The sequence below is a fragment of the Citrobacter sp. Cf087 genome, assembly GCF_030334285.1.
Lineage (GTDB): Bacteria > Pseudomonadota > Gammaproteobacteria > Enterobacterales > Enterobacteriaceae > Citrobacter > Citrobacter freundii.
The window spans coordinates 352,090-372,182 of record NZ_JAOWED010000022.1; the positions used below are offsets into that span (position 1 = coordinate 352,090).

Here is a 20,093-nt window from a genome sequence, read left to right on the forward strand (position 1 = left end):
ACCGGCACACTGATTTTGAAGATGACCGCAATGCGAAAATACGCGCTTCACCCATACCCTATTTTAGCCCTGCTGGTGGTTTCACTAACAGGATGTGCCTGGATCCCGGCCACGCCCCTCGTGCAGGGTGCGACGACTGCCCAGCCCGTTCCAGGTCCAACGCCGGTGGCGAATGGCTCAATCTTCCAGTCGGCACAACCGATTAACTATGGTTATCAGCCACTCTTTGAAGACCGTCGTCCACGCAATATTGGCGATACGCTGACCATCGTATTGCAGGAAAACGTCAGCGCGAGCAAAAGCTCTTCGGCGAACGCCAGCCGCGACGGCAAGACAAACTTTGGCTTTGATACCGTACCGCGCTATCTGCAAGGTCTGTTCGGTAACGAACGTGCCGACGTAGAAGCCTCAGGCGGTAACTCCTTTAACGGTAAAGGCGGCGCGAACGCCAGAAATACCTTCAGCGGTACGCTGACCGTAACGGTCGATCAGGTACTGGTGAATGGCAACTTACATGTCGTGGGTGAAAAACAGATCGCCATAAATCAGGGCACTGAATTCATTCGCTTCTCCGGGGTCGTTAACCCGCGCACCATCAGTGGCAGCAACTCCGTACCGTCAACCCAGGTTGCGGATGCGCGTATTGAGTACGTCGGCAACGGCTACATCAATGAAGCGCAAAATATGGGCTGGTTGCAGCGTTTCTTCCTTAATTTGTCGCCGATGTAAGCGAGGTACCCCGTGTTTAAATTTTTTGTTGGAATGGCACTGGTGCTGGTAACCGCCTTCGCGCATGCCGACCGTATTCGTGACCTGACCAGCGTGCAAGGCGTGCGGGAAAACTCGCTGATTGGTTATGGGCTAGTGGTCGGTCTGGATGGTACAGGCGACCAGACCACCCAGACGCCGTTTACCACGCAAACGCTCAACAACATGCTGTCGCAGTTGGGGATCACCGTGCCCACCGGCACCAATATGCAGTTGAAAAACGTGGCAGCGGTAATGGTCACCGCGCAGTTCCCGGCCTTTGGTCGTCAGGGGCAAACTATTGACGTTGTGGTCTCTTCCATGGGTAACGCTAAAAGCCTGCGCGGCGGAACGTTGCTGATGACCCCGCTGAAAGGGGTCGATAGCCAGGTATATGCGTTGGCGCAGGGGAATATTCTGGTTGGCGGTGCCGGCGCGGCTGCGGGTGGCAGCAGCGTGCAGGTAAACCAGCTCAATGGCGGACGCATTACCAACGGCGCGACCATCGAACGTGAATTACCCAGCCAGTTCGGCGGCGGTAACACCATTAATCTGCAACTGAATAATGAAGATTTCACGATGGCGCAGCAGATTACCGACACCATTAACCGCTCGCGTGGCTTTGGCAGCGCAACGGCGTTGGATGCCCGCACTATTCAGGTGCGCGTGCCAAGCGGCAACAGCTCGCAGGTGCGTTTCCTTGCTGATATCCAGAATATGGAGGTGAACGTCACGCCGCAGGACGCTAAAGTGATTATCAACTCGCGCACCGGATCTGTCGTCATGAACCGCGAAGTAACGCTGGATAGCTGTGCCGTGGCACAAGGCAACTTGTCGATCACGGTGAACCGCCAGGCGAACGTCAGCCAGCCGGACACACCGTTTGGCGGTGGACAAACCGTAGTGACGCCACAAACTCAGATTGACCTGCGCCAAAGCGGTGGTTCGCTGCAAAGCGTGCGTTCCAGCGCCAACCTGAACAATGTTGTGCGTGCGCTGAATGCGCTGGGAGCAACGCCGATGGATTTGATGTCCATTCTGCAATCGATGCAGAGCGCGGGTTGCTTACGCGCCAAACTGGAAATCATCTAATGATTGGTGACAGCAAACTGCTGACCAGTGCCGCCTGGGATGCGCAATCTCTGAACGAACTGAAAGCGAAAGCGGGTCAGGACCCGGCGGCGAATATCCGCCCGGTCGCCCGTCAGGTTGAAGGGATGTTCGTGCAAATGATGTTGAAAAGCATGCGTGAAGCGTTACCGAAAGATGGCGTGTTTAGCAGCGATTCAACGCGCTTGTATACCAGCATGTATGACCAACAAATTGCGCAGCAGATGACCGCAGGCAAAGGTCTGGGGCTGGCTGAAATGATGGTCAAGCAGATGACTGAAGGGCAAGCGCAACCTGCGGATGACGCGCCGCAGGTGCCGATGAAGTTTTCACTGGAAACGGTGACCAGCTATCAAAATCAGGCACTGACGCAACTGGTCCGCAAAGCCATCCCCCGGGCGACAGACAGCAATGATGAGCCGCTGTCAGGTGACAGCAAAGACTTCCTCGCCCAGCTGTCACTGCCGGCTAAGCTGGCCAGTCAGCAGAGCGGGGTCCCGCATCATCTGATTTTGGCGCAGGCGGCGCTGGAGTCCGGATGGGGGCAGCGACAAATTCGTCGCGAGAATGGCGAACCGAGTTTCAACATTTTTGGTGTGAAGGCTTCGGGAAGCTGGAAAGGTCCAACCACTGAAATCACCACCACTGAATATGAGAACGGTGAGGCGAAAAAGGTGAAAGCCAGATTCCGCGTCTATAGCTCTTACCTTGAGGCGTTGTCGGATTATGTCGGTCTGATATCTCGTAACCCGCGCTATGCGGCGGTGACCGCTGCCGCGACCGCCGAACAGGGGGCGCAGGCATTGCAAAATGCGGGCTACGCCACAGACCCTAACTATGCACGTAAATTAACCAGCATGATCCAGCAGTTGAAATCGATGAGCGAAAAGGTGAGTAAAACCTACAGCACGAATCTCGATAATCTCTTTTAAATAGCTCAAGTCTACCGACCTGCTGCCGATAATAACGAGTATTGAAGGATTACAAGGAACCTCCATGTCCAGCTTGATTAATAACGCGATGAGTGGACTCAGCGCAGCGCAGGCCGCGTTGAATACTGCCAGTAATAACATCTCCAGCTATAACGTTGCCGGATATACCCGACAAACAACAATTATGGCGCAAGCGAACAGCACGCTGGGTGCGGGGGGCTGGGTAGGTAATGGCGTCTATGTTTCTGGTGTACAACGTGAATATGACTCCTTTATCACTAACCAGTTGAGAGCAGCGCAGAACCAGAGCAGCGGTCTGACGACGCGCTATGAGCAAATGTCAAAAATCGATAATTTGCTCTCCAGCAAAACCAGCTCTATTTCGACCTCAATGCAGGGTTTTTTTACCAGCCTGCAGACGCTGGTCAGCAACGCTGAAGATCCGGCGGCACGTCAGGCGCTGATCGGTAAAGCTGATGGGTTGGTAAATCAGTTTAAAACGACCGATCAGTATCTGCGCGATCAGGACAAGCAAGTAAACACGGCGATTAAGGCCAGCGTTGACCAGATCAACAATTACTCGAAACAGATTGCCAACCTTAACGACCAGATTTCCCGTATGACGGGCGTCGGCGCGGGGGCATCGCCGAACGATTTACTCGACCAGCGCGACCAGTTGGTGAGTGAACTGAACCAAATTGTCGGCGTGGAAGTCAGCGTGCAGGACGGCGGGACTTACAACGTGACCATGGCGAATGGCTATTCGCTGGTGCAGGGCAGCAACGCTCGCCAACTGGCGGCAGTCCCTTCCAGCGACGATCCCTCTCGCACGACTGTCGCTTATGTTGACGGCGTGGCCGGAGAAGTTGCCATCCCGGAAAAGCTGATCACGACCGGTTCGCTGGGCGGGCTGTTGACGTTCCGTTCGCAGGAACTCGACCAAACGCGTAATACCCTTGGTCAGTTGGCCCTCGCTTTTGCTGATGCGTTTAACACGCAGCACAAAGAAGGTTTTGATGCCAACGGCGACCCGGGCAAAAACTTTTTCGATATTGGTGGCCCGGCAGTCCTTAGCAATACGACGAATAAAGGGACCGGTGCGCTTGATGTTAAAATAACGGATAGTTCGTCGGTGCAAGCCACAGACTATAAAATTACGTTTGATGGTACTGACTGGCAGGTAACCCGTCTGGCTGACAATACCAGCTTTAAGCCGACCGTCACTGGCGGAAAAATGTCCTTTGATGGGCTGGAAATCACCGTCAAAAATGGTGCGCTGGCAAATGACAGCTTTACGGTGAAACCCGTGGGTGACGCCATTATTAATATGAAAGTGGCGGTGACCGATGAGTCGAAAATCGCCATGGCTGAAGTGTCCAAAAATGACACTGATCCCAATGTTGATAAAGGAAAAAGCGATAACCGTAACGGCCAGAAACTGCTGGATCTGCAAACCAAGGCAACCATCGGGAATAAAACCTTTAACGATGCTTACGCTACGCTGGTGAGCGATGTCGGGAACAAAACGGCGACGCTGAAAACCAGCGCCACCACTCAGAACAACGTGGTAACGCAGCTTTATAAGCAGCAGCAGTCTATTTCCGGGGTTAACCTCGATGAAGAGTACGGAAATTTGCAGCGTTATCAACAATATTACCTGGCTAATGCGCAAGTTCTGCAAACTGCGAATGCGCTGTTTGATGCACTGATCAATATTCGCTAAGGGAGAGGGAGACTATGCGTATTAGCACCCAGATGATGTACCAGCAGAATATGCGCGGCATCACTAACTCTCAGGCTGAATGGATGAAGTTCGGTGAGCAGATGTCGACGGGTAAACGCGTGATCAATCCATCTGACGATCCGATTGCCGCCTCGCAGGCCGTAGTACTTTCGCAGGCTCAGGCGCAGAACAGCCAATACACGCTGGCGCGTTCATTCGCGACGCAAAAAGTATCGCTGGAAGAGAACGTGCTGAATCAGGTGACGACGGCGATCCAGACCGCGCAGGAAAAAATCGTTAGTGCGGGAAACGGTACGTTAAGTGATGATGACCGTGCATCGTTGGCCACCGACCTGCAGGGGATCCGCGATCAACTGATGAACCTGGCGAACAGCACCGACGGTAATGGGCGCTACATTTTTGGCGGATATAAAACAGAATCTGCACCGTTTGCCCAGGCTGATGGCGCTTACAGCGGCGGTACGACAAACGTCACCCAGCAGGTTGATGCCTCCCGGACCATGGTGATTGGTCATACCGGTGATAAAGTCTTCGCCAGTCTGACCAGCAACGCTGTGCCGGAGCCAGGCGGCGGTACCCAGGAAAAGAATGTGTTCAAAATGTTGGATACTGCTATTGATGCGCTTAAGACACCGGTTGAGGGCAATGATGCGGCAAAAGCTACTGCCACTGCAGCCATCGATAAAACCAGCCGAGGTCTTAAAAACTCGCTGAATAATGTGCTGTCCGTGCGTGCAGAATTAGGCACGCAGCTTAGCGAATTGAGCTCGCTGGATTCACTGGGCGCCGATCGTGCATTGGGGCAAACTCAGCAGATGAGTAATCTGGTGGATGTCGACTGGAACGCCGCGATTTCGTCTTACGTGATGCAACAAGCCGCACTACAGGCATCGTATAAAACGTTTACTGATATGCAGGGAATGTCGCTGTTCCAGCTTAACCGGTAACGATCCATTTTGAACATATCATGAAACTGGGTATGTTTGTCTGCCCGCTCCTTTAACACCCCGGAGCGGGCATTTTTTTAGGCAACCGACGGCTTACTAAGCGACGGGTTCCCCGTCAGTCTTATGACCAACGCGATCGCACTGCTGAATGTTGCCAGCGTCACCACTCCTTCCCAGTTGGCAAGCGCATAGACCTGACTCCCGAGAACGGAACCCAGAGCCATACCGATAAACACCATCGTAAACAGCAGAGCGTTCAATCGTCCTCGTGCCTGAGGCTCCAGGCTATAGACCAGGTTTTGGTGGGCAACCAGGCTGGATTGCAATCCGAGATCAAAACCTACCGCCGAAAGGGCGATAAGCAGCCACTGCCCCTGAACGGGCAGGGCGGGTAACAAAAACATCAGTGCGAAAGATACCGTTACCAGCAAAGCACCCAATTGCGTCACTTTTGCTGCACCCACTTTATCGGCAAGATGGCCCGCCATCGGTGCAGCAAGCGCTCCGGCTGCTCCCGCGATACCAAAAGCACCCGCTATAGCGCTACCCAGGTGGTAATGCTCAGATAACATCACCGCCAGCGTAGACCAGAAGGCGCTAAAAGCAATGGACAGAAAGCCTTGTGCCAGTGCTGCGCGGCGCAAGGTGGAATATCGTTGCCAAAGTTGCACCATCGAGAGCATTAATGATGGATAGCTCAACGTGGAATGGACCGTAAAACGAGGCAGTGCTTTCCACATAATCGCGGTAATTACGGCAATACTGACGGCAGCAAGTTGGTACATCTCACGCCAGCCAAACGCCTCACCGACCAGCCCACTGACGGTACGTGAGAGTAAAATTCCCAGCAGAAGGCCCGTCATTACGGTGCCCACCGTTTTTCCCTGTTTGCCTTCGGGCGCCAGTATTGCCGCCGCAGGCACAATATCTTGTGCCATGGTTGCCGCCATGCCCATCAACAGGCTCACTATTAACAGTGAATGCAACTGCCCGGTAAAGCTGCATGCCAGAAGCAGCACAGCAAGAGAGATACTTTTCAGCAGGATTAATGTCCTGCGGTCATAACGATCGCCCAATGGCAATAAAAACAAAATACCCAGCGCGTATCCCGCCTGGGTCAGCGTCGGGACCAACCCCATGCCGGTAATACTTAAGTTCAGATCCTGACCCATTAAAGGCAGAAGGGGTTGAGCATAGTAGATAGCAGCGACACTGAATCCGGCACCTACTGCCAGAACGAAAGTGACCCAACGGGAAAGTGCAATATATGTGTTCACAAATGATTCCTCAATCACAGGATGTGCGGCTATTTTTATCCTTCAGCGAGTGGCGTGGTAGCGAGCGCAGTGGTAAAACAGTTATACGTCAGGCGTATGATGAAACTGAAAATGATAAAAAATGAGCGTATAGACAGGGTGGAGCTGATGCGTACGTTTGTACGTATTGTCGAAGCAGGATCGCTTTCGGCAGCGGCAAAACAGATGGGGACAACGCAAGCGACCGTAAGCCGACGGTTGCAATCCCTGGAAACTCTGCTGGGTGTGAAACTGATCATGCGTACCACGCATGCGATGAAATTGACCGACGACGGCGAAAGAGGCTACCAGCATGCCAAGAAGATTATTGATGCCTGGCTGGCGCTGGAAGATGGACTTAATGTCACGGAAGATGAACCGGTGGGGACGTTGCGAGTCCGTGCACCGCATGCGTTCGGGCAACAACAACTGCTTGAGCCGCTTTTGCAGTTTCTTTCGCGCTATCCCCAGGTAGCAGTAGAGTGGATGCTCAACGATAAAACCGTTGATTTTCTGAGCGATAATATTGACTGCGCTATCAGGGTTGGTGCCGAGGTGGATCCGGCCACGGTTGCCGTTTTACTGGCTGAAGTTCCCCGTAGTATGGTGGCGAGCCCTGGGCTGCTGGAACAATACGGCGAGCTTTCTCATCCTGAGCAGTTATCAGCGCTGCCCTGGATTGCCGTGAACACGTTTTATCAACATAGCGTTTCGTTGTTGCACCAATTGCGTAATGAGCCAGTCACGTTGAATATTTCACCCAGATTAAGTACCGACAGTATTTATGTCGCAAGGAATGCCGCGCTGGCGGGGTTGGGAGTGACTATTGTTTCAAGTTGGATGGTGGCGGAGGATATTGCCAACGGACGTCTGGTTGCGTTGCTACCTGAGTGGCATGCGGCGCCGTTGCCTGTACATTTGGTTTATCCGTGGGCGCGTTACTATCCGATTCGCTTACGCAAGTTTCTGGACTTAATGAAGGATGTTATGCCGCAGCTGACGGGGATGAAAGGCGTAGATCAGATATAAAAAAGCCGACCCGAAGGCCGGCTTTGATATTATTATTGCTTACTCGACAGGCTGAGGACGTGTTGCTGGCGCAGTCGCTTGATGCGTTGCACTGTGTCCACCTGCGGCACCTTTGCCTTCAAAGGCGAATGCCGGACGCTGCCAGTCGCTATGACGCGGCGCTTCTGGCACATATTCCGGTGCCGGGGCGCGGGTCATCGGTGCGGTCGCATGGCTGTGAAGGTGTTCAGCATCAACACTGGCTGCGACAACTTCAGGCTTAACGACAGTCGCTTCTACAATTGGCGCTGCAACAACTTCCTGCGGCGCAGCAATCTCTTCATCAACTGGCGCTGTTTCAACAACTTCGGCAATCTCTTCAACCACTTCTGGCTGGGAAATAACAACCTCTGCAGGCTCTTCAACAACCGGCGCAGTCACAACGTCAGCCACAGGTTCGGCTCCAGCGGCGATTTCTTCTGCAACGGGCGCATCAGATGCAGCGATAATTTGCGGTTGTTCCTCGACCGGGGTCGCAATGACTTCCGGATGCGTGGTTTCAACCTGTGTGGTTTCAACAACGGCGGCCTGAGGCTCAGCTACGACAATCTCTGGCTGCACGGCTTCAACTGGCGCAGGGGCATCCACAATGTGTTCCACGGCAGTTGCAGCAACCTGAGGCTCTACGGCGACAGGTGCGGCTTGTTGCTGGACCATTTCTTGTTCGCGCTGTTCTTCAACCTGCTGATCCTGAGGACGTGCGACAGGGTAGCGGATCCAAACTTTACCGGACGCTAATTCAGGAGATGCACAGGCGACCGTTAACGGCATTGGTGACTGAACCGGATAACGCTCGTCACGGTAACGACGACGACGCTGTCCACTGACGCGCAGATGGCGAGGGGAGCGACGGGAACGACGCGGCATACCATTGGAGTCACGCGCGTCGCTGTTGTCTTCCTGCTCAGTCGCAACGACGGCTGGCAGATCAACTTTCGCCAGTTCGGTACGCTGTACCGGCGCAGACTGTTCAGTAGGCTGAGCGACAGCGGTTTCAGCGACTACTGCGGCAGTTGCCACTTCGGCTTCAACCGCCGGGCTGTCAGTGAAACGCACTTTCTGAGTCAACTGACGCTGTTTACGGCGAGTCTGAGGCTGACGTACGCGCTCTTCCTGCTCGGCATCCTGCACAGGTTGTTCAGCTTGGTTCAGCTCTTTAACTTCCTGCTGTGCCTGACGCTTGTCATCGTTACGACGGCGGTTGCGTTCGCGACGCGGAGCTTGCTGCTCATCGCCAGATTTCGCTTTGTCTGCAACGTCAGTAGTTTGCTGGCGGTTATCGCGAGCTTCCGCATTTTGCTGCTGTGACTGACGACGGTTACGGCGGTTATCTTCACGGTTTTCGCCGTTTTCTGAACGTTCGTTACGGTTGTCACGGTCACCGCGATTATCACGGTTATCACGACGATCGTTACGGTCGCGACGATTGTTCTGACGCGGTTTACGACGATCCTGCTGGCGTTCGGTTTTCTCTTCAGCTTTCGGCGCAGGTTGTTCAACCGGTTTCACTTCTTCGCTACCACCGAAGATGGACTTCAGTGCGCCAAAGAAACGGCTAATCAAACCGGGCTGTGCGGCAACGGCTGCAGTCGCTGCCGCAGCTTTAGGCGCGGCGGCCTTCGCGGCAGGTTCCTGCAGAGCAGGAGCTGGCGGAACGTCTGGCATGGCGAAGGTGGCCAACGCCGGTTGCTCAGGCTGTTTACGCTCGACGTACTCTTCTTCCGTCGGCAATGCCATTGCCTCTTCATGCAGTTTCGGCAGTAGATAGCTCAGGGTCGGCGTTTCTTCCCCTTTACGTACGCGCAGCACAGAATAGTGCGGGGTTTCCATCTGATCGTTTGGCACGATCACACAGCGCACGCCATTCTGACGCGTCTCGATTGCATTTACCGCGGTACGCTTTTCGTTGAGCAGGTAGGAAGCGATCGGCACAGGAACAATAGCGTGTACTTCCTGCGTATTTTCTTTCAGTGCTTCTTCTTCGATCAGACGCAGAATAGACAGCGACAGTGATTCGTTATCACGTACGGTACCAGTGCCGGAGCAGCGCGGGCACACGTGATGGCTGGATTCACCCAGTGACGGGCTCAGACGCTGACGGGACATTTCCAGCAGACCGAAGCGAGAAATATGGCTGATCTGAATACGCGCTCTGTCCTGGCGTACGGCCTCGCGCAGACGGTTTTCAACCGCGCGCTGGTGACGAACCGGCGTCATATCAATGAAGTCGATTACAATCAGACCGCCGAGGTCGCGCAGACGCAGCTGACGTGCAATTTCATCGGCTGCTTCAAGGTTGGTGTTGAACGCTGTTTCTTCGATGTCGCCGCCGCGGGTTGCGCGTGCGGAGTTGATATCGATAGCGGTCAGTGCTTCAGTGCTGTCGATAACGATTGAGCCGCCGGACGGCAGACGCACTTCGCGTTGGAACGCGGACTCAATCTGAGACTCGATCTGATAGTGGCTGAACAGCGGGATTTCGCCGGTGTACAGTTTGATTTTGCTGCTGAAATCCGGACGACCCAGCGCGGCGATGTGCTGACGCGCCATCTCCATGACTTTTGGGTTGTCGATGAGGATTTCGCCGATGTCCTGGCGCAGATAGTCGCGGAAGGCACGCACGATAACGTTGCTTTCCTGATGGATCAGGAACGGAGCAGGGCGGCTGTCAGCGGCTTTTTGAATCGCTTCCCAGTGCTTCAGGCGGAAGCTCAGGTCCCACTGCAGCGCTTCGGCGGATTTGCCTACCCCTGCGGTACGCACGATAAGCCCCATGCCATCAGGCAGTTCCAGGCTTGCCAGCGCTTCTTTTAATTCGGTACGGTCGTCGCCTTCAATGCGACGGGAGATGCCGCCCGCGCGCGGGTTGTTCGGCATCAGAACCAGATAACTACCCGCCAGGCTGATAAAGGTAGTCAGCGCAGCGCCTTTGTTGCCGCGTTCTTCTTTATCGATCTGAACGATGACTTCCTGACCTTCACGCAACACGTCTTTAATGTTGGGGCGACCATGGGAGTTGTAGTTAGCGGGAAAGTATTCGCGGGCAATTTCTTTTAACGGGAGGAAACCGTGACGTTCAGCGCCGTAATCAACAAAAGCAGCTTCCAGACTCGGTTCAATACGGGTAATTTTGCCTTTATAGATGTTGGCTTTTTTCTGTTCGTGTCCAGGACTTTCGATATCCAGATCGTACAGACGTTGCCCATCTACAAGGGCGACACGCAACTCTTCCTGCTGAGTCGCGTTAATTAACATTCTTTTCATCGTAACTTACTCATTATTCTTACATTGACGACTAAGCTGCGGGCAGAGTAATGCCTTTCCGGGTGTGAACCGATGGCCTCGTGTCTATTCGCGTCGCCAACCTCACGGTTATCGTCAGCTCAAAGAGGCGCAGAGTGTCGGTTGCCTGTATTTCATACGGAAACACAGCGCAATTATCAGGGGAACAGTCTGGGTGTTACTCTCCAGAGAAGCTTCCATTGTGCTTGTCGTCTTTCACGCTGTCGGTGCGTTGGCTTTATCTTCTCACCCTGGTCACTTACAGGAGTAAGAACCTGGGGGTATCCAGACTTGCCGCCTTCCTACAATGTGAAATCCATAGAGCACTTACCGGTAAGGACTGCAACCCGCAGCCCGCTAACTGCCTGAAAGATCAATACGTCTTACGCCATTGCTGCGTTGATGATCGGTCGGGCAAAATTGGGTCATTCCGGAAAAGTTCTTGTTTTAACAAGATTCAACACGGAAACAACCGCATTATTCCACTGCTAACCTTGTTATAGCAAGATGACTTTTGCCATTTATCACCCGGTTACTCACAGTTTTTTCACTTCCGCGTAGTGATTGCTTTAATAACCACCAAATCGGCTATGTCAAACTTAAGTAATAAGGTATAGCAGTTAATATAAGCATAGAAAAATGTGTGGCGCGAATCTTGATGGCTATTTAAAATCGGCCCCCATGAAAACAGAGACTCCAGCCGTAAAAACAGTTGCCATTACTGCCGACGAAGCAGGGCAACGCATCGACAACTTTTTGCGCACCCAGCTTAAGGGCGTGCCGAAAAGTATGATTTATCGCATTTTGCGTAAAGGCGAAGTGCGGGTGAATAAAAAACGCATTAAACCCGAGTACAAACTCGAAGATGGGGATATTGTGCGTATTCCACCTGTGCGTGTCGCTGAACGTGAAGAAGAGGCCATTTCGCCAAACCTGCAGAAGGTTGCGGCGCTGACCGATGTCATTTTATATGAAGATGACCACATTCTGGTGCTTAACAAACCTTCAGGTACGGCCGTGCATGGCGGAAGCGGGTTAAGCTTTGGCGTCATTGAAGGATTACGTGCGTTGCGTCCGGAAGCGCGTTTCCTTGAGCTGGTGCATCGCCTCGACCGGGATACCTCCGGTGTGCTGCTGGTTGCCAAAAAACGCTCAGCCTTGCGTTCATTGCATGAACAACTGCGTGAAAAAGGCATGCAGAAAGATTACCTCGCGCTGGTTCGTGGCCAATGGCAGTCGCATGTCAAAACCGTGCAGGCGCCGCTGTTAAAGAACATTCTGCAAAGCGGCGAGCGTATCGTGCGGGTGAATCAGGAAGGCAAACCGTCAGAAACACGTTTTAAAGTGGAAGAGCGCTATGCGTTTGCCACGCTTGTGCGCTGTAGTCCGGTGACCGGACGTACGCACCAGATCCGTGTGCATACCCAGTATGCCGGTCATCCAATTGCTTTTGACGATCGCTACGGTGACCGTGAGTTCGATAAGCAACTGGCGGATACGGGGTTGCACCGACTTTTCCTGCATGCCGCAGCGTTGAAGTTTACTCATCCGGGTACGGGAGAAGTGATGCGTATTGAAGCGCCAATGGATAAGCAGTTGAAGCGCTGCCTCGAGGTATTACGCAGCAAAGCCTGATGCGCGTTGCTTATCAGGCCTACAATCGTGTGATGGACCGTAGGCCTGATAAGACGCATCGCGTCGACATCATGCAGATTAATCAGGCGTTCAACGGGTTCATTTCTTCCCGCCGCAGCATTTGACACAACGCGATCAGCGGCAAACCTATCAAGGTATTTGGGTCACGACCCTCCAGGCGTTCAAAGAGTGCAATACCTAACCCTTCACTTTTGAAACTACCTGCACAATGGAGCGGACGCTCTTTGCGCAGATAATCGTCAATTTCCGCCTCGCTTAAATGACGGAAATGGACGTCAAAAGGTTCTACTTCAGTTTGTAAATGTCCGCTCGCAGAATTATACAGCGCCAGTCCGGTGTAAAACGTCACAATATTGCCACGGGCTTTGAGTAATTGCTGGCGCGCATTTTCTTCTGTTAATGGTTTGCCGGTTATTTCACCATCAAGAACACAAATTTGATCGGAGCCAATAATCAGATGCGAGGGATAACGGTGGGCGAGTGATTGTGCTTTTTGCTGCGCCAGTCGCAACACCAGATGACGCGGCGCCTCGCCTGGTAATGGTGTTTCATCAACCTCTGGTGCTGCGCATTCGAACGGAATTGCTAGTTTTTCGAGTAAAGCGCGACGCCAGGGAGAGGTGGAAGCAAGAATAAGTTGAGGCATATTTTTTCCCTCGCATATAGCGTATTGATGAGAGCCATTTTAAACTATGGACTTCGACCTACAAGCTGGCTGTAGTGGCTTGTCTTGAGCGATTTTAAGTCGATGACCCGCAATGTGTGCGAATTATTGGCAAAAGGCAACCACAGGCTGCCTTTTTCTTTGACTATATGACGTTACAAAGTTAATATGCGCGCCCTATGCAAAAGGTAAAATTACCCCTGACTCTTGATCCGGTTCGTACGGCTCAGAAACGCCTCGATTATGAAGGTATCTATACTTCTGATCTGGTTGAGCGCGTCGCCGATTCTGTAGTCAGTGTGGACAGTGATGTGGAATGCTCCATGTCGTTCGCTATCGATAACCAGCGTCTCGCCGTTATAACCGGTGATGCGAAGGTATCGGTTACGCTCGAATGTCAGCGTTGCGGGAAACCGTTCCCACTTCATGTTCACACAACATATTGTTTTAGTCCTGTCCGTTCTGACGAGCAGGCTGAAGCACTCCCGGAAGCGTATGAGCCGATTGAGGTTAACGAATTCGGTGAAATCGATCTGCTTGCAATGGTTGAAGATGAGATTATCCTCTCCTTGCCGGTAGTTCCGGTGCATGATTCTGAACACTGTGAAGTGTCCGAGGCGGACATGGTCTTTGGCGAATTGCCTGATGAAGCGCAAAAACCAAACCCATTTGCCGTATTAGCCAGCTTAAAGCGTAAGTAATTGAGGAGTAAGGTCCATGGCCGTACAACAGAATAAACCAACCCGTTCCAAACGTGGCATGCGTCGTTCTCATGACGCTCTGACCGCAGTCACCAGCCTGTCTGTAGACAAAACTTCTGGTGAACAACACCTGCGTCACCACATCACTGCCGACGGTTTCTACCGTGGCCGTAAGGTAATCGCTAAGTAATCACGCATGACTCAATGGCTTTCCACCGCTGGTGAGAAAGACAAAGAGTGAACGCGTGATGAAGCTTAGTGAGGCTTTCCCCGGGTAACTGGGGAAACACCTAACCGGGCAGCGACGATACCTTGACACGTCTAACCCTGGCGTTAGATGTCATGGGGGGAGATTTTGGCCCTACCGTGACAGTGCCTGCAGCATTGCAGGCACTGAATTCTAATTCGCAACTCACACTTCTTTTAGTCGGGGATCCCGATACAATCACGCCATTACTTGCCAAAGCTGACTTCGAACAACGTTCGCGTCTGCAGATTATCCCTGCTCAGTCAGTTATTGCCAGTGATGCCCGGCCCTCGCAAGCTATTCGCGCCAGTCGTGGAAGCTCAATGCGTGTTGCCCTGGAGCTCGTGAAAGAAGGTCAGGCACAAGCTTGTGTCAGCGCCGGTAATACGGGCGCACTTATGGGACTTGCGAAGTTATTGCTCAAACCCCTTGAGGGGATTGAGCGTCCGGCGTTGGTGACGGTTTTACCGCATCAGCAAAAGGGCAAAACGGTGGTGCTGGATTTGGGCGCCAACGTAGATTGTGATAGCACGATGTTGGTGCAATTTGCCGTCATGGGTTCCGTGCTGGCAGAAGAGGTTGTTGGCATTGCCAATCCTCGCGTAGCGTTACTCAACATCGGCGAAGAAGAAACGAAAGGTCTCGACAGTATTCGAGATGCTTCAGCTGTGCTAAAAACAATCCCTTCCATTAATTATATCGGCTATCTTGAAGCCAATGAGTTACTGACTGGCAAAACCGATGTGTTGGTCTGTGACGGTTTTACAGGTAATGTCACATTAAAGACGATGGAAGGTGTTGTCAGAATGTTCCTTTCACTGCTGAAATCTCAGGGTGAGGGCAAAAAACGGTCGTGGTGGCTTCTGTTATTAAAACGTTGGTTACAAAAAAGCCTGACAAGGCGATTTAGTCACCTCAACCCCGACCAGTATAATGGCGCCTGTCTGTTAGGATTGCGCGGCACGGTGATTAAGAGTCATGGTGCGGCCAATCAGCGAGCATTTGAAGTCGCGATTGAACAGGCAGTGCAGGCGGTGCAGCGACAAGTTCCTCAGCGAATTGCCGCTCGCCTGGAATCTGTATACCCAGCTGGATTCGAACTGCTGGACGGTGGCGAAAGCGCAACCTCACGAGCACACAGATAACGGTGCGTTTGTGAATGTAGCCACCGTATCAGCGATTTGCTCGTGGCGGTATATAACCAAAAAGTGACTGAGCGTACATGTATACGAAGATTATTGGTACTGGCAGCTATCTGCCTGAACAAGTGCGTACTAACGCCGATTTGGAAAAAATGGTTGAGACATCTGATGAGTGGATCGTCACTCGTACAGGTATCCGTGAACGCCATATTGCAGCGCCAAATGAAACAGTTGCGACGATGGGCTTTGCCGCCGCAAACCGTGCGATTGAAATGGCGGGCATCGACAAAGAACAAATTGGTCTGATTGTGGTTGCTACCACATCATCCACTCACGCATTTCCAAGCGCGGCGTGCCAGATCCAAAGTATGCTGGGGATCAAAGGCTGTCCGGCGTTTGACGTTGCGGCCGCTTGCGCTGGTTTCACTTACGCCCTGAGCGTTGCCGACCAGTATGTTAAATCTGGCGCAGTTAAGCATGCTCTGGTCGTTGGCTCTGATGTTCTGGCGCGCACCTGTGATCCAACCGATCGCGGAACGATCATCATTTTCGGTGATGGGGCGGGCGCGGTTGTACTGAGCGCATCGGAAGAGCCAGGCATTCTCTCCACGCATCTGCACGCCGACGGTCGCTATGGCGAACTGTTGACGCTGCCTAACGCCGATCGCGTGAACCCAGAAAACCCGATTCATCTGACGATGGCGGGTAACGAAGTATTTAAAGTCGCGGTGACCGAACTTGCGCACATCGTTGATGAAACGCTGGAAGCCAATAATCTCGACCGTTCTGCGCTGGACTGGCTGGTACCGCATCAGGCTAACCTGCGCATTATCAGCGCGACGGCGAAAAAGCTGGGTATGTCGATGGATAATGTTGTCGTGACGCTCGACAGACATGGTAATACCTCTGCTGCCTCCGTACCGTGCGCGCTGGACGAAGCCGTCCGCGACGGGCGTATTAAAGCTGGGCAGTTGATATTGCTTGAAGCCTTCGGGGGTGGATTCACCTGGGGCTCCGCGCTGGTTCGTTTCTAGTATAAGGATTTAAACATGACGCAATTTGCATTTGTGTTTCCGGGGCAGGGTTCCCAGACCGTTGGGATGTTGTCTGAAATGGCAGCAAACTACCCAATTGTTGAAGAAACATTTGCTGAAGCATCAGCTGCGCTGGGCTATGATCTGTGGGCGTTGACTCAGCAGGGCCCGGCCGAAGAACTGAATAAAACCTGGCAGACGCAGCCAGCGCTGTTGACCGCATCTGTCGCGCTTTATCGCGTATGGCAGCAGCAGGGTGGTAAAACACCTGCGCTGATGGCGGGTCACAGCCTGGGCGAATATTCTGCGCTGGTCTGCTCAGGCGTGATCGCATTTGCTGATGCCGTACGTCTGGTAGAACTGCGCGGTAAGTTCATGCAGGAAGCTGTACCAGAAGGCACAGGCGGCATGTCTGCGATTATCGGTCTTGATGATGTGTCTATCGCTAAAGCATGTGAAGAGTCAGCAGAAGGTCAGGTTGTTTCTCCGGTTAACTTCAACTCGCCAGGCCAGGTGGTTATCGCGGGTCATAAAGAAGCGGTTGAACGTGCGGGCGCTGCCTGTAAAGCTGCGGGTGCGAAACGTGCTCTGCCACTGCCAGTTAGCGTGCCGTCTCACTGTGCGCTGATGAAGCCTGCTGCTGAGAAACTGGCCGTTGAGCTGCAGAAAATCACCTTTAATGCACCGACAGTTCCGGTCGTGAACAACGTCGATGTGAAGTGTGAAACCACGGCAGACGCAATTCGCGATGCGCTGGTTCGTCAGCTGTATAGCCCGGTTCAGTGGACTAAAACCGTTGAATTTATGGCATCCCAGGGCGTAGAGCACCTGTATGAAGTTGGTCCGGGTAAAGTTCTGACCGGTTTGACGAAACGTATTGTTGACACCCTGACTGCTTCGGCACTGAATGAGCCGGCGGCACTGTCTGCGGCGCTAGAGCAATAAAAGAGGAAGACCATGAGTTTTGAAGGAAAAATCGCGCTGGTTACCGGTGCAAGCCGTGGCATTGGCCGCGCAATTGCTGAGACACTCGTTGCCCGTGGCGCGAAAGTTATCGGTACTGCTACCAGCGAAAGCGGCGCGCAGGCCATTAGCGATTATTTAGGTGCAAATGGTAAAGGTCTGATGTTGAATGTGACCGATCCTGCATCTATCGAATCTGTTCTGGAAAATATTCGCGCAGAATTTGGTGAAGTCGATATCCTGGTCAATAATGCCGGGATTACTCGTGATAACCTGTTAATGCGCATGAAAGATGACGAATGGAACGATATCATCGAAACCAACCTGTCATCTGTTTTCCGTCTGTCAAAAGCGGTAATGCGAGCTATGATGAAAAAGCGTCATGGGCGTATTATCACTATCGGTTCTGTGGTTGGTACCATGGGAAATGCAGGTCAGGCTAACTACGCTGCGGCGAAAGCGGGTCTGATCGGCTTCAGTAAATCACTGGCGCGCGAAGTTGCGTCTCGTGGCATTACTGTAAACGTTGTTGCTCCGGGCTTTATTGAAACGGACATGACGCGTGCGCTGTCTGATGATCAGCGTGCGGGTATTCTGGCGCAGGTTCCTGCGGGTCGCCTTGGCGGCGCTCAGGAAATCGCCAGTGCGGTTGCATTTTTAGCTTCTGACGAAGCAAGTTACATCACAGGTGAGACTTTGCACGTCAACGGCGGGATGTACATGGTTTAACCACGATTGAAAAATATTTGCGTTATTAGGGTGAATGGCCTCAAAATAGCGCAAAATCGTGGTAAGACCTGCCGGGATTTAGTTGCAAATTTTTCAACATTTTATACACTACGAAAACCATCGCGAAAGCGAGTTTTGATAGGAAATTTAAGAGTATGAGCACTATCGAAGAACGCGTTAAGAAAATTATCGGCGAACAGCTGGGCGTTAAGCAGGAAGAAGTAACCAACAATGCTTCCTTCGTTGAAGACCTGGGCGCAGATTCTCTTGACACCGTTGAGCTGGTAATGGCTCTGGAAGAAGAGTTTGATACTGAGATTCCGGACGAAGAAGCTGAGAAAATCACTACCGTTCAGGCTGCCATTGATTACATCAACGGCCACCAGGCGTAAGTGAACATCTCCAGGCGGTCATTCGACCGCCTGAGTTTTATCTTTTTATCCCACTTGAATTATTTTCCCTCCCTGGAGGACAACCGTGTCTAAGCGTCGTGTAGTTGTGACCGGACTGGGCATGTTGTCTCCTGTCGGCAATACCGTAGAGTCTACCTGGAAAGCTCTCCTTGCCGGTCAGAGTGGCATCAGCCTGATCGACCATTTCGATACTAGCGCCTATGCAACGAAATTTGCTGGCTTAGTAAAGGATTTTAACTGTGAAGACATTATCTCGCGCAAAGAACAGCGCAAGATGGATGCTTTCATTCAATATGGAATTGTCGCTGGCGTTCAGGCCATGCAGGATTCTGGCCTCGAAATAACGGAAGAGAACGCCCACCGTATTGGCGCCGCTATCGGCTCTGGTATTGGCGGTCTCGGTCTTATCGAAGAAAACCATACCTCTCTGGTAAATGGTGGACCGCGTAAGATCAGCCCGTTCTTCGTTCCGTCGACGATTGTTAACATGGTGGCAGGTCACCTGACCATCATGTACGGCCTGCAAGGGCCAAGCATCTCCATCGCGACCGCCTGTACTTCAGGCGTGCATAACATCGGTCATGCTGCACGTATCATTGCATACGGCGATGCGGACGCGATGGTTGCGGGTGGTGCAGAAAAAGCCAGTACGCCGCTGGGCGTGGGTGGTTTTGGCGCGGCACGTGCGCTGTCTACACGTAATGATAACCCGCAAGCGGCAAGCCGTCCGTGGGACAAAGAACGTGATGGCTTTGTGCTGGGCGACGGCGCAGGCATGGTTGTACTGGAAGAGTACGAACATGCGAAAGCGCGCGGTGCAAAAATCTATGCTGAAGTCGTTGGCTTCGGTATGAGCAGTGATGCTTACCACATGACGTCACCACCGGAAAACGGTGCAGGCGCTGCGCTGGCAATGGTCAACGCGCTGCGTGATGCGGCTATTGAAGCGGGTCAGATTGGCTATGTCAACGCGCATGGTACGTCTACGCCTGCAGGCGATAAAGCAGAAACCCAGGCAGTGAAATCTGTCTTTGGTGATGCGGCAAGCCGTGTAATGGTAAGCTCCACCAAATCTATGACCGGACACCTGTTGGGTGCGGCGGGCGCGGTAGAGTCTATTTTCTCTATTCTGGCGCTGCGCGATCAGGCTATTCCGCCAACCATCAACCTGGATAACCCGGATGAAGGTTGTGATCTGGACTTCGTACCTCACGAAGCGCGTCAGGTTAGTGGTCTGGAGTATGCGCTGTGTAACTCCTTTGGCTTCGGTGGTACCAACGGCTCTTTGATCTTTAAAAAGATTTAAGCCCGTTAGGTGATGCGCTAGCATCGATAGCAAATTGAAAAGGTCCGCTTGTCGGGCCTTTTTTTATTCGGTTTTCCGCCCTTGTCCTGTGTTACTCATCCTGCCAAACTAGC

The 20,093-nt window shown here is 52.7% G+C and carries 18 protein-coding genes; 15 read left to right on the forward strand and 3 right to left on the reverse strand.

Translation table 11 applies throughout. The features are described 5' to 3' along the window. The first annotated feature begins 30 nt into the window (after window positions 1-30). The 5 genes from flgH (at window position 31) to flgL (ending at window position 5,480) form a co-directional block, all read left to right on the forward strand. The gene (gene flgH, locus OGV57_RS03745) at window positions 31-729 is read left to right on the forward strand and encodes a flagellar basal body L-ring protein FlgH (protein ID WP_003836756.1); all 699 of its coding nucleotides are present in this window, start codon (window positions 31-33) and stop codon (window positions 727-729) included. 33 nt (window positions 730-762) lie between these two features. Beyond that, window positions 763-1,839, forward strand: a complete 1,077-nt coding sequence (locus OGV57_RS03750; protein WP_057063917.1) for a flagellar basal body P-ring protein FlgI — start codon at window positions 763-765, stop codon at window positions 1,837-1,839. Next, window positions 1,839-2,789, forward strand: coding sequence for a flagellar assembly peptidoglycan hydrolase FlgJ (gene flgJ / locus OGV57_RS03755; protein WP_054528271.1), 951 nt, complete (start codon window positions 1,839-1,841; stop codon window positions 2,787-2,789). Before OGV57_RS03750 ends, flgJ begins: the two co-directional genes overlap by 1 nt. Window positions 2,790-2,853: 64 nt before the next feature. Then, the gene (gene flgK, locus OGV57_RS03760) at window positions 2,854-4,512 is read left to right on the forward strand and encodes a flagellar hook-associated protein FlgK (protein ID WP_054528272.1); all 1,659 of its coding nucleotides are present in this window, start codon (window positions 2,854-2,856) and stop codon (window positions 4,510-4,512) included. A gap of 14 nt (window positions 4,513-4,526) precedes the next feature. After that, window positions 4,527-5,480 carry a flagellar hook-associated protein FlgL gene (gene flgL, locus OGV57_RS03765; protein ID WP_003836751.1) on the forward strand — a complete coding sequence of 318 codons (954 nt, stop codon included), beginning with the start codon at window positions 4,527-4,529 and terminating at the stop codon, window positions 5,478-5,480. A gap of 77 nt (window positions 5,481-5,557) precedes the next feature. Here flgL and OGV57_RS03770 read toward each other — a convergent pair whose 3' ends face one another. Then, on the reverse strand, window positions 5,558-6,757 hold the full coding sequence (locus OGV57_RS03770; RefSeq protein ID WP_046670471.1) for an MFS transporter: 1,200 nt from the start codon (window positions 6,755-6,757) through the stop codon (window positions 5,558-5,560). A 21-nt stretch (window positions 6,758-6,778) separates the two neighbouring features. Here OGV57_RS03770 and OGV57_RS03775 point away from each other — a divergent pair, with 21 nt between their 5' ends. Then, a complete protein-coding gene (locus tag OGV57_RS03775) occupies window positions 6,779-7,804 on the forward strand; it encodes a LysR family transcriptional regulator (RefSeq protein WP_044700682.1) in 1,026 nt (341 codons plus the stop codon). 39 nt (window positions 7,805-7,843) lie between these two features. On the opposite strand, the gene rne is transcribed toward OGV57_RS03775, so the two are convergent. Further along, window positions 7,844-11,107, reverse strand: coding sequence for a ribonuclease E (rne, locus tag OGV57_RS03780; protein ID WP_071684314.1), 3,264 nt, complete (start codon window positions 11,105-11,107; stop codon window positions 7,844-7,846). A gap of 699 nt (window positions 11,108-11,806) precedes the next feature. Here rne and rluC point away from each other — a divergent pair. Then, entirely contained in the window at window positions 11,807-12,760 is a 954-nt protein-coding gene (gene rluC / locus OGV57_RS03785) for a 23S rRNA pseudouridine(955/2504/2580) synthase RluC (RefSeq protein ID WP_191218796.1), read from the forward strand. Between the two features lie 82 nt (window positions 12,761-12,842). Here rluC and OGV57_RS03790 read toward each other — a convergent pair whose 3' ends face one another. Continuing rightward, window positions 12,843-13,427 (reverse strand): Maf family protein, encoded by a 585-nt coding sequence (locus tag OGV57_RS03790; protein ID WP_054528275.1) that lies wholly within the window; start codon window positions 13,425-13,427, stop codon window positions 12,843-12,845. Between the two features lie 197 nt (window positions 13,428-13,624). Here OGV57_RS03790 and yceD point away from each other — a divergent pair, with 197 nt between their 5' ends. From yceD to fabF, 8 genes are all read left to right on the forward strand, one after another. Further along, window positions 13,625-14,146: a 23S rRNA accumulation protein YceD gene (gene yceD / locus OGV57_RS03795; protein ID WP_003036239.1), complete on the forward strand. Its 522-nt coding sequence runs from the start codon at window positions 13,625-13,627 to the stop codon at window positions 14,144-14,146. Window positions 14,147-14,162: 16 nt separating this feature from the next. Beyond that, a complete protein-coding gene (gene rpmF / locus OGV57_RS03800) occupies window positions 14,163-14,336 on the forward strand; it encodes a 50S ribosomal protein L32 (protein ID WP_003036242.1) in 174 nt (57 codons plus the stop codon). 122 nt (window positions 14,337-14,458) lie between these two features. Further along, a complete protein-coding gene (gene plsX, locus OGV57_RS03805; protein WP_003846798.1) occupies window positions 14,459-15,538 on the forward strand; it encodes a phosphate acyltransferase PlsX in 1,080 nt (359 codons plus the stop codon). A gap of 77 nt (window positions 15,539-15,615) precedes the next feature. Next, a complete protein-coding gene (fabH, locus tag OGV57_RS03810) occupies window positions 15,616-16,569 on the forward strand; it encodes a beta-ketoacyl-ACP synthase III (protein WP_003832181.1) in 954 nt (317 codons plus the stop codon). A gap of 15 nt (window positions 16,570-16,584) precedes the next feature. Continuing rightward, window positions 16,585-17,514 (forward strand): ACP S-malonyltransferase, encoded by a 930-nt coding sequence (gene fabD / locus OGV57_RS03815; RefSeq protein WP_054528276.1) that lies wholly within the window; start codon window positions 16,585-16,587, stop codon window positions 17,512-17,514. Window positions 17,515-17,526: 12 nt separating this feature from the next. After that, on the forward strand, window positions 17,527-18,261 hold the full coding sequence (gene fabG, locus OGV57_RS03820; protein ID WP_003036255.1) for a 3-oxoacyl-ACP reductase FabG: 735 nt from the start codon (window positions 17,527-17,529) through the stop codon (window positions 18,259-18,261). Window positions 18,262-18,416: 155 nt separating this feature from the next. Further along, window positions 18,417-18,653 (forward strand): acyl carrier protein, encoded by a 237-nt coding sequence (acpP, locus tag OGV57_RS03825; protein WP_000103754.1) that lies wholly within the window; start codon window positions 18,417-18,419, stop codon window positions 18,651-18,653. Window positions 18,654-18,738: 85 nt separating this feature from the next. Then, the gene (fabF, locus tag OGV57_RS03830; protein WP_003036260.1) at window positions 18,739-19,980 is read left to right on the forward strand and encodes a beta-ketoacyl-ACP synthase II; all 1,242 of its coding nucleotides are present in this window, start codon (window positions 18,739-18,741) and stop codon (window positions 19,978-19,980) included. Window positions 19,981-20,093 lie beyond the last annotated feature (113 nt).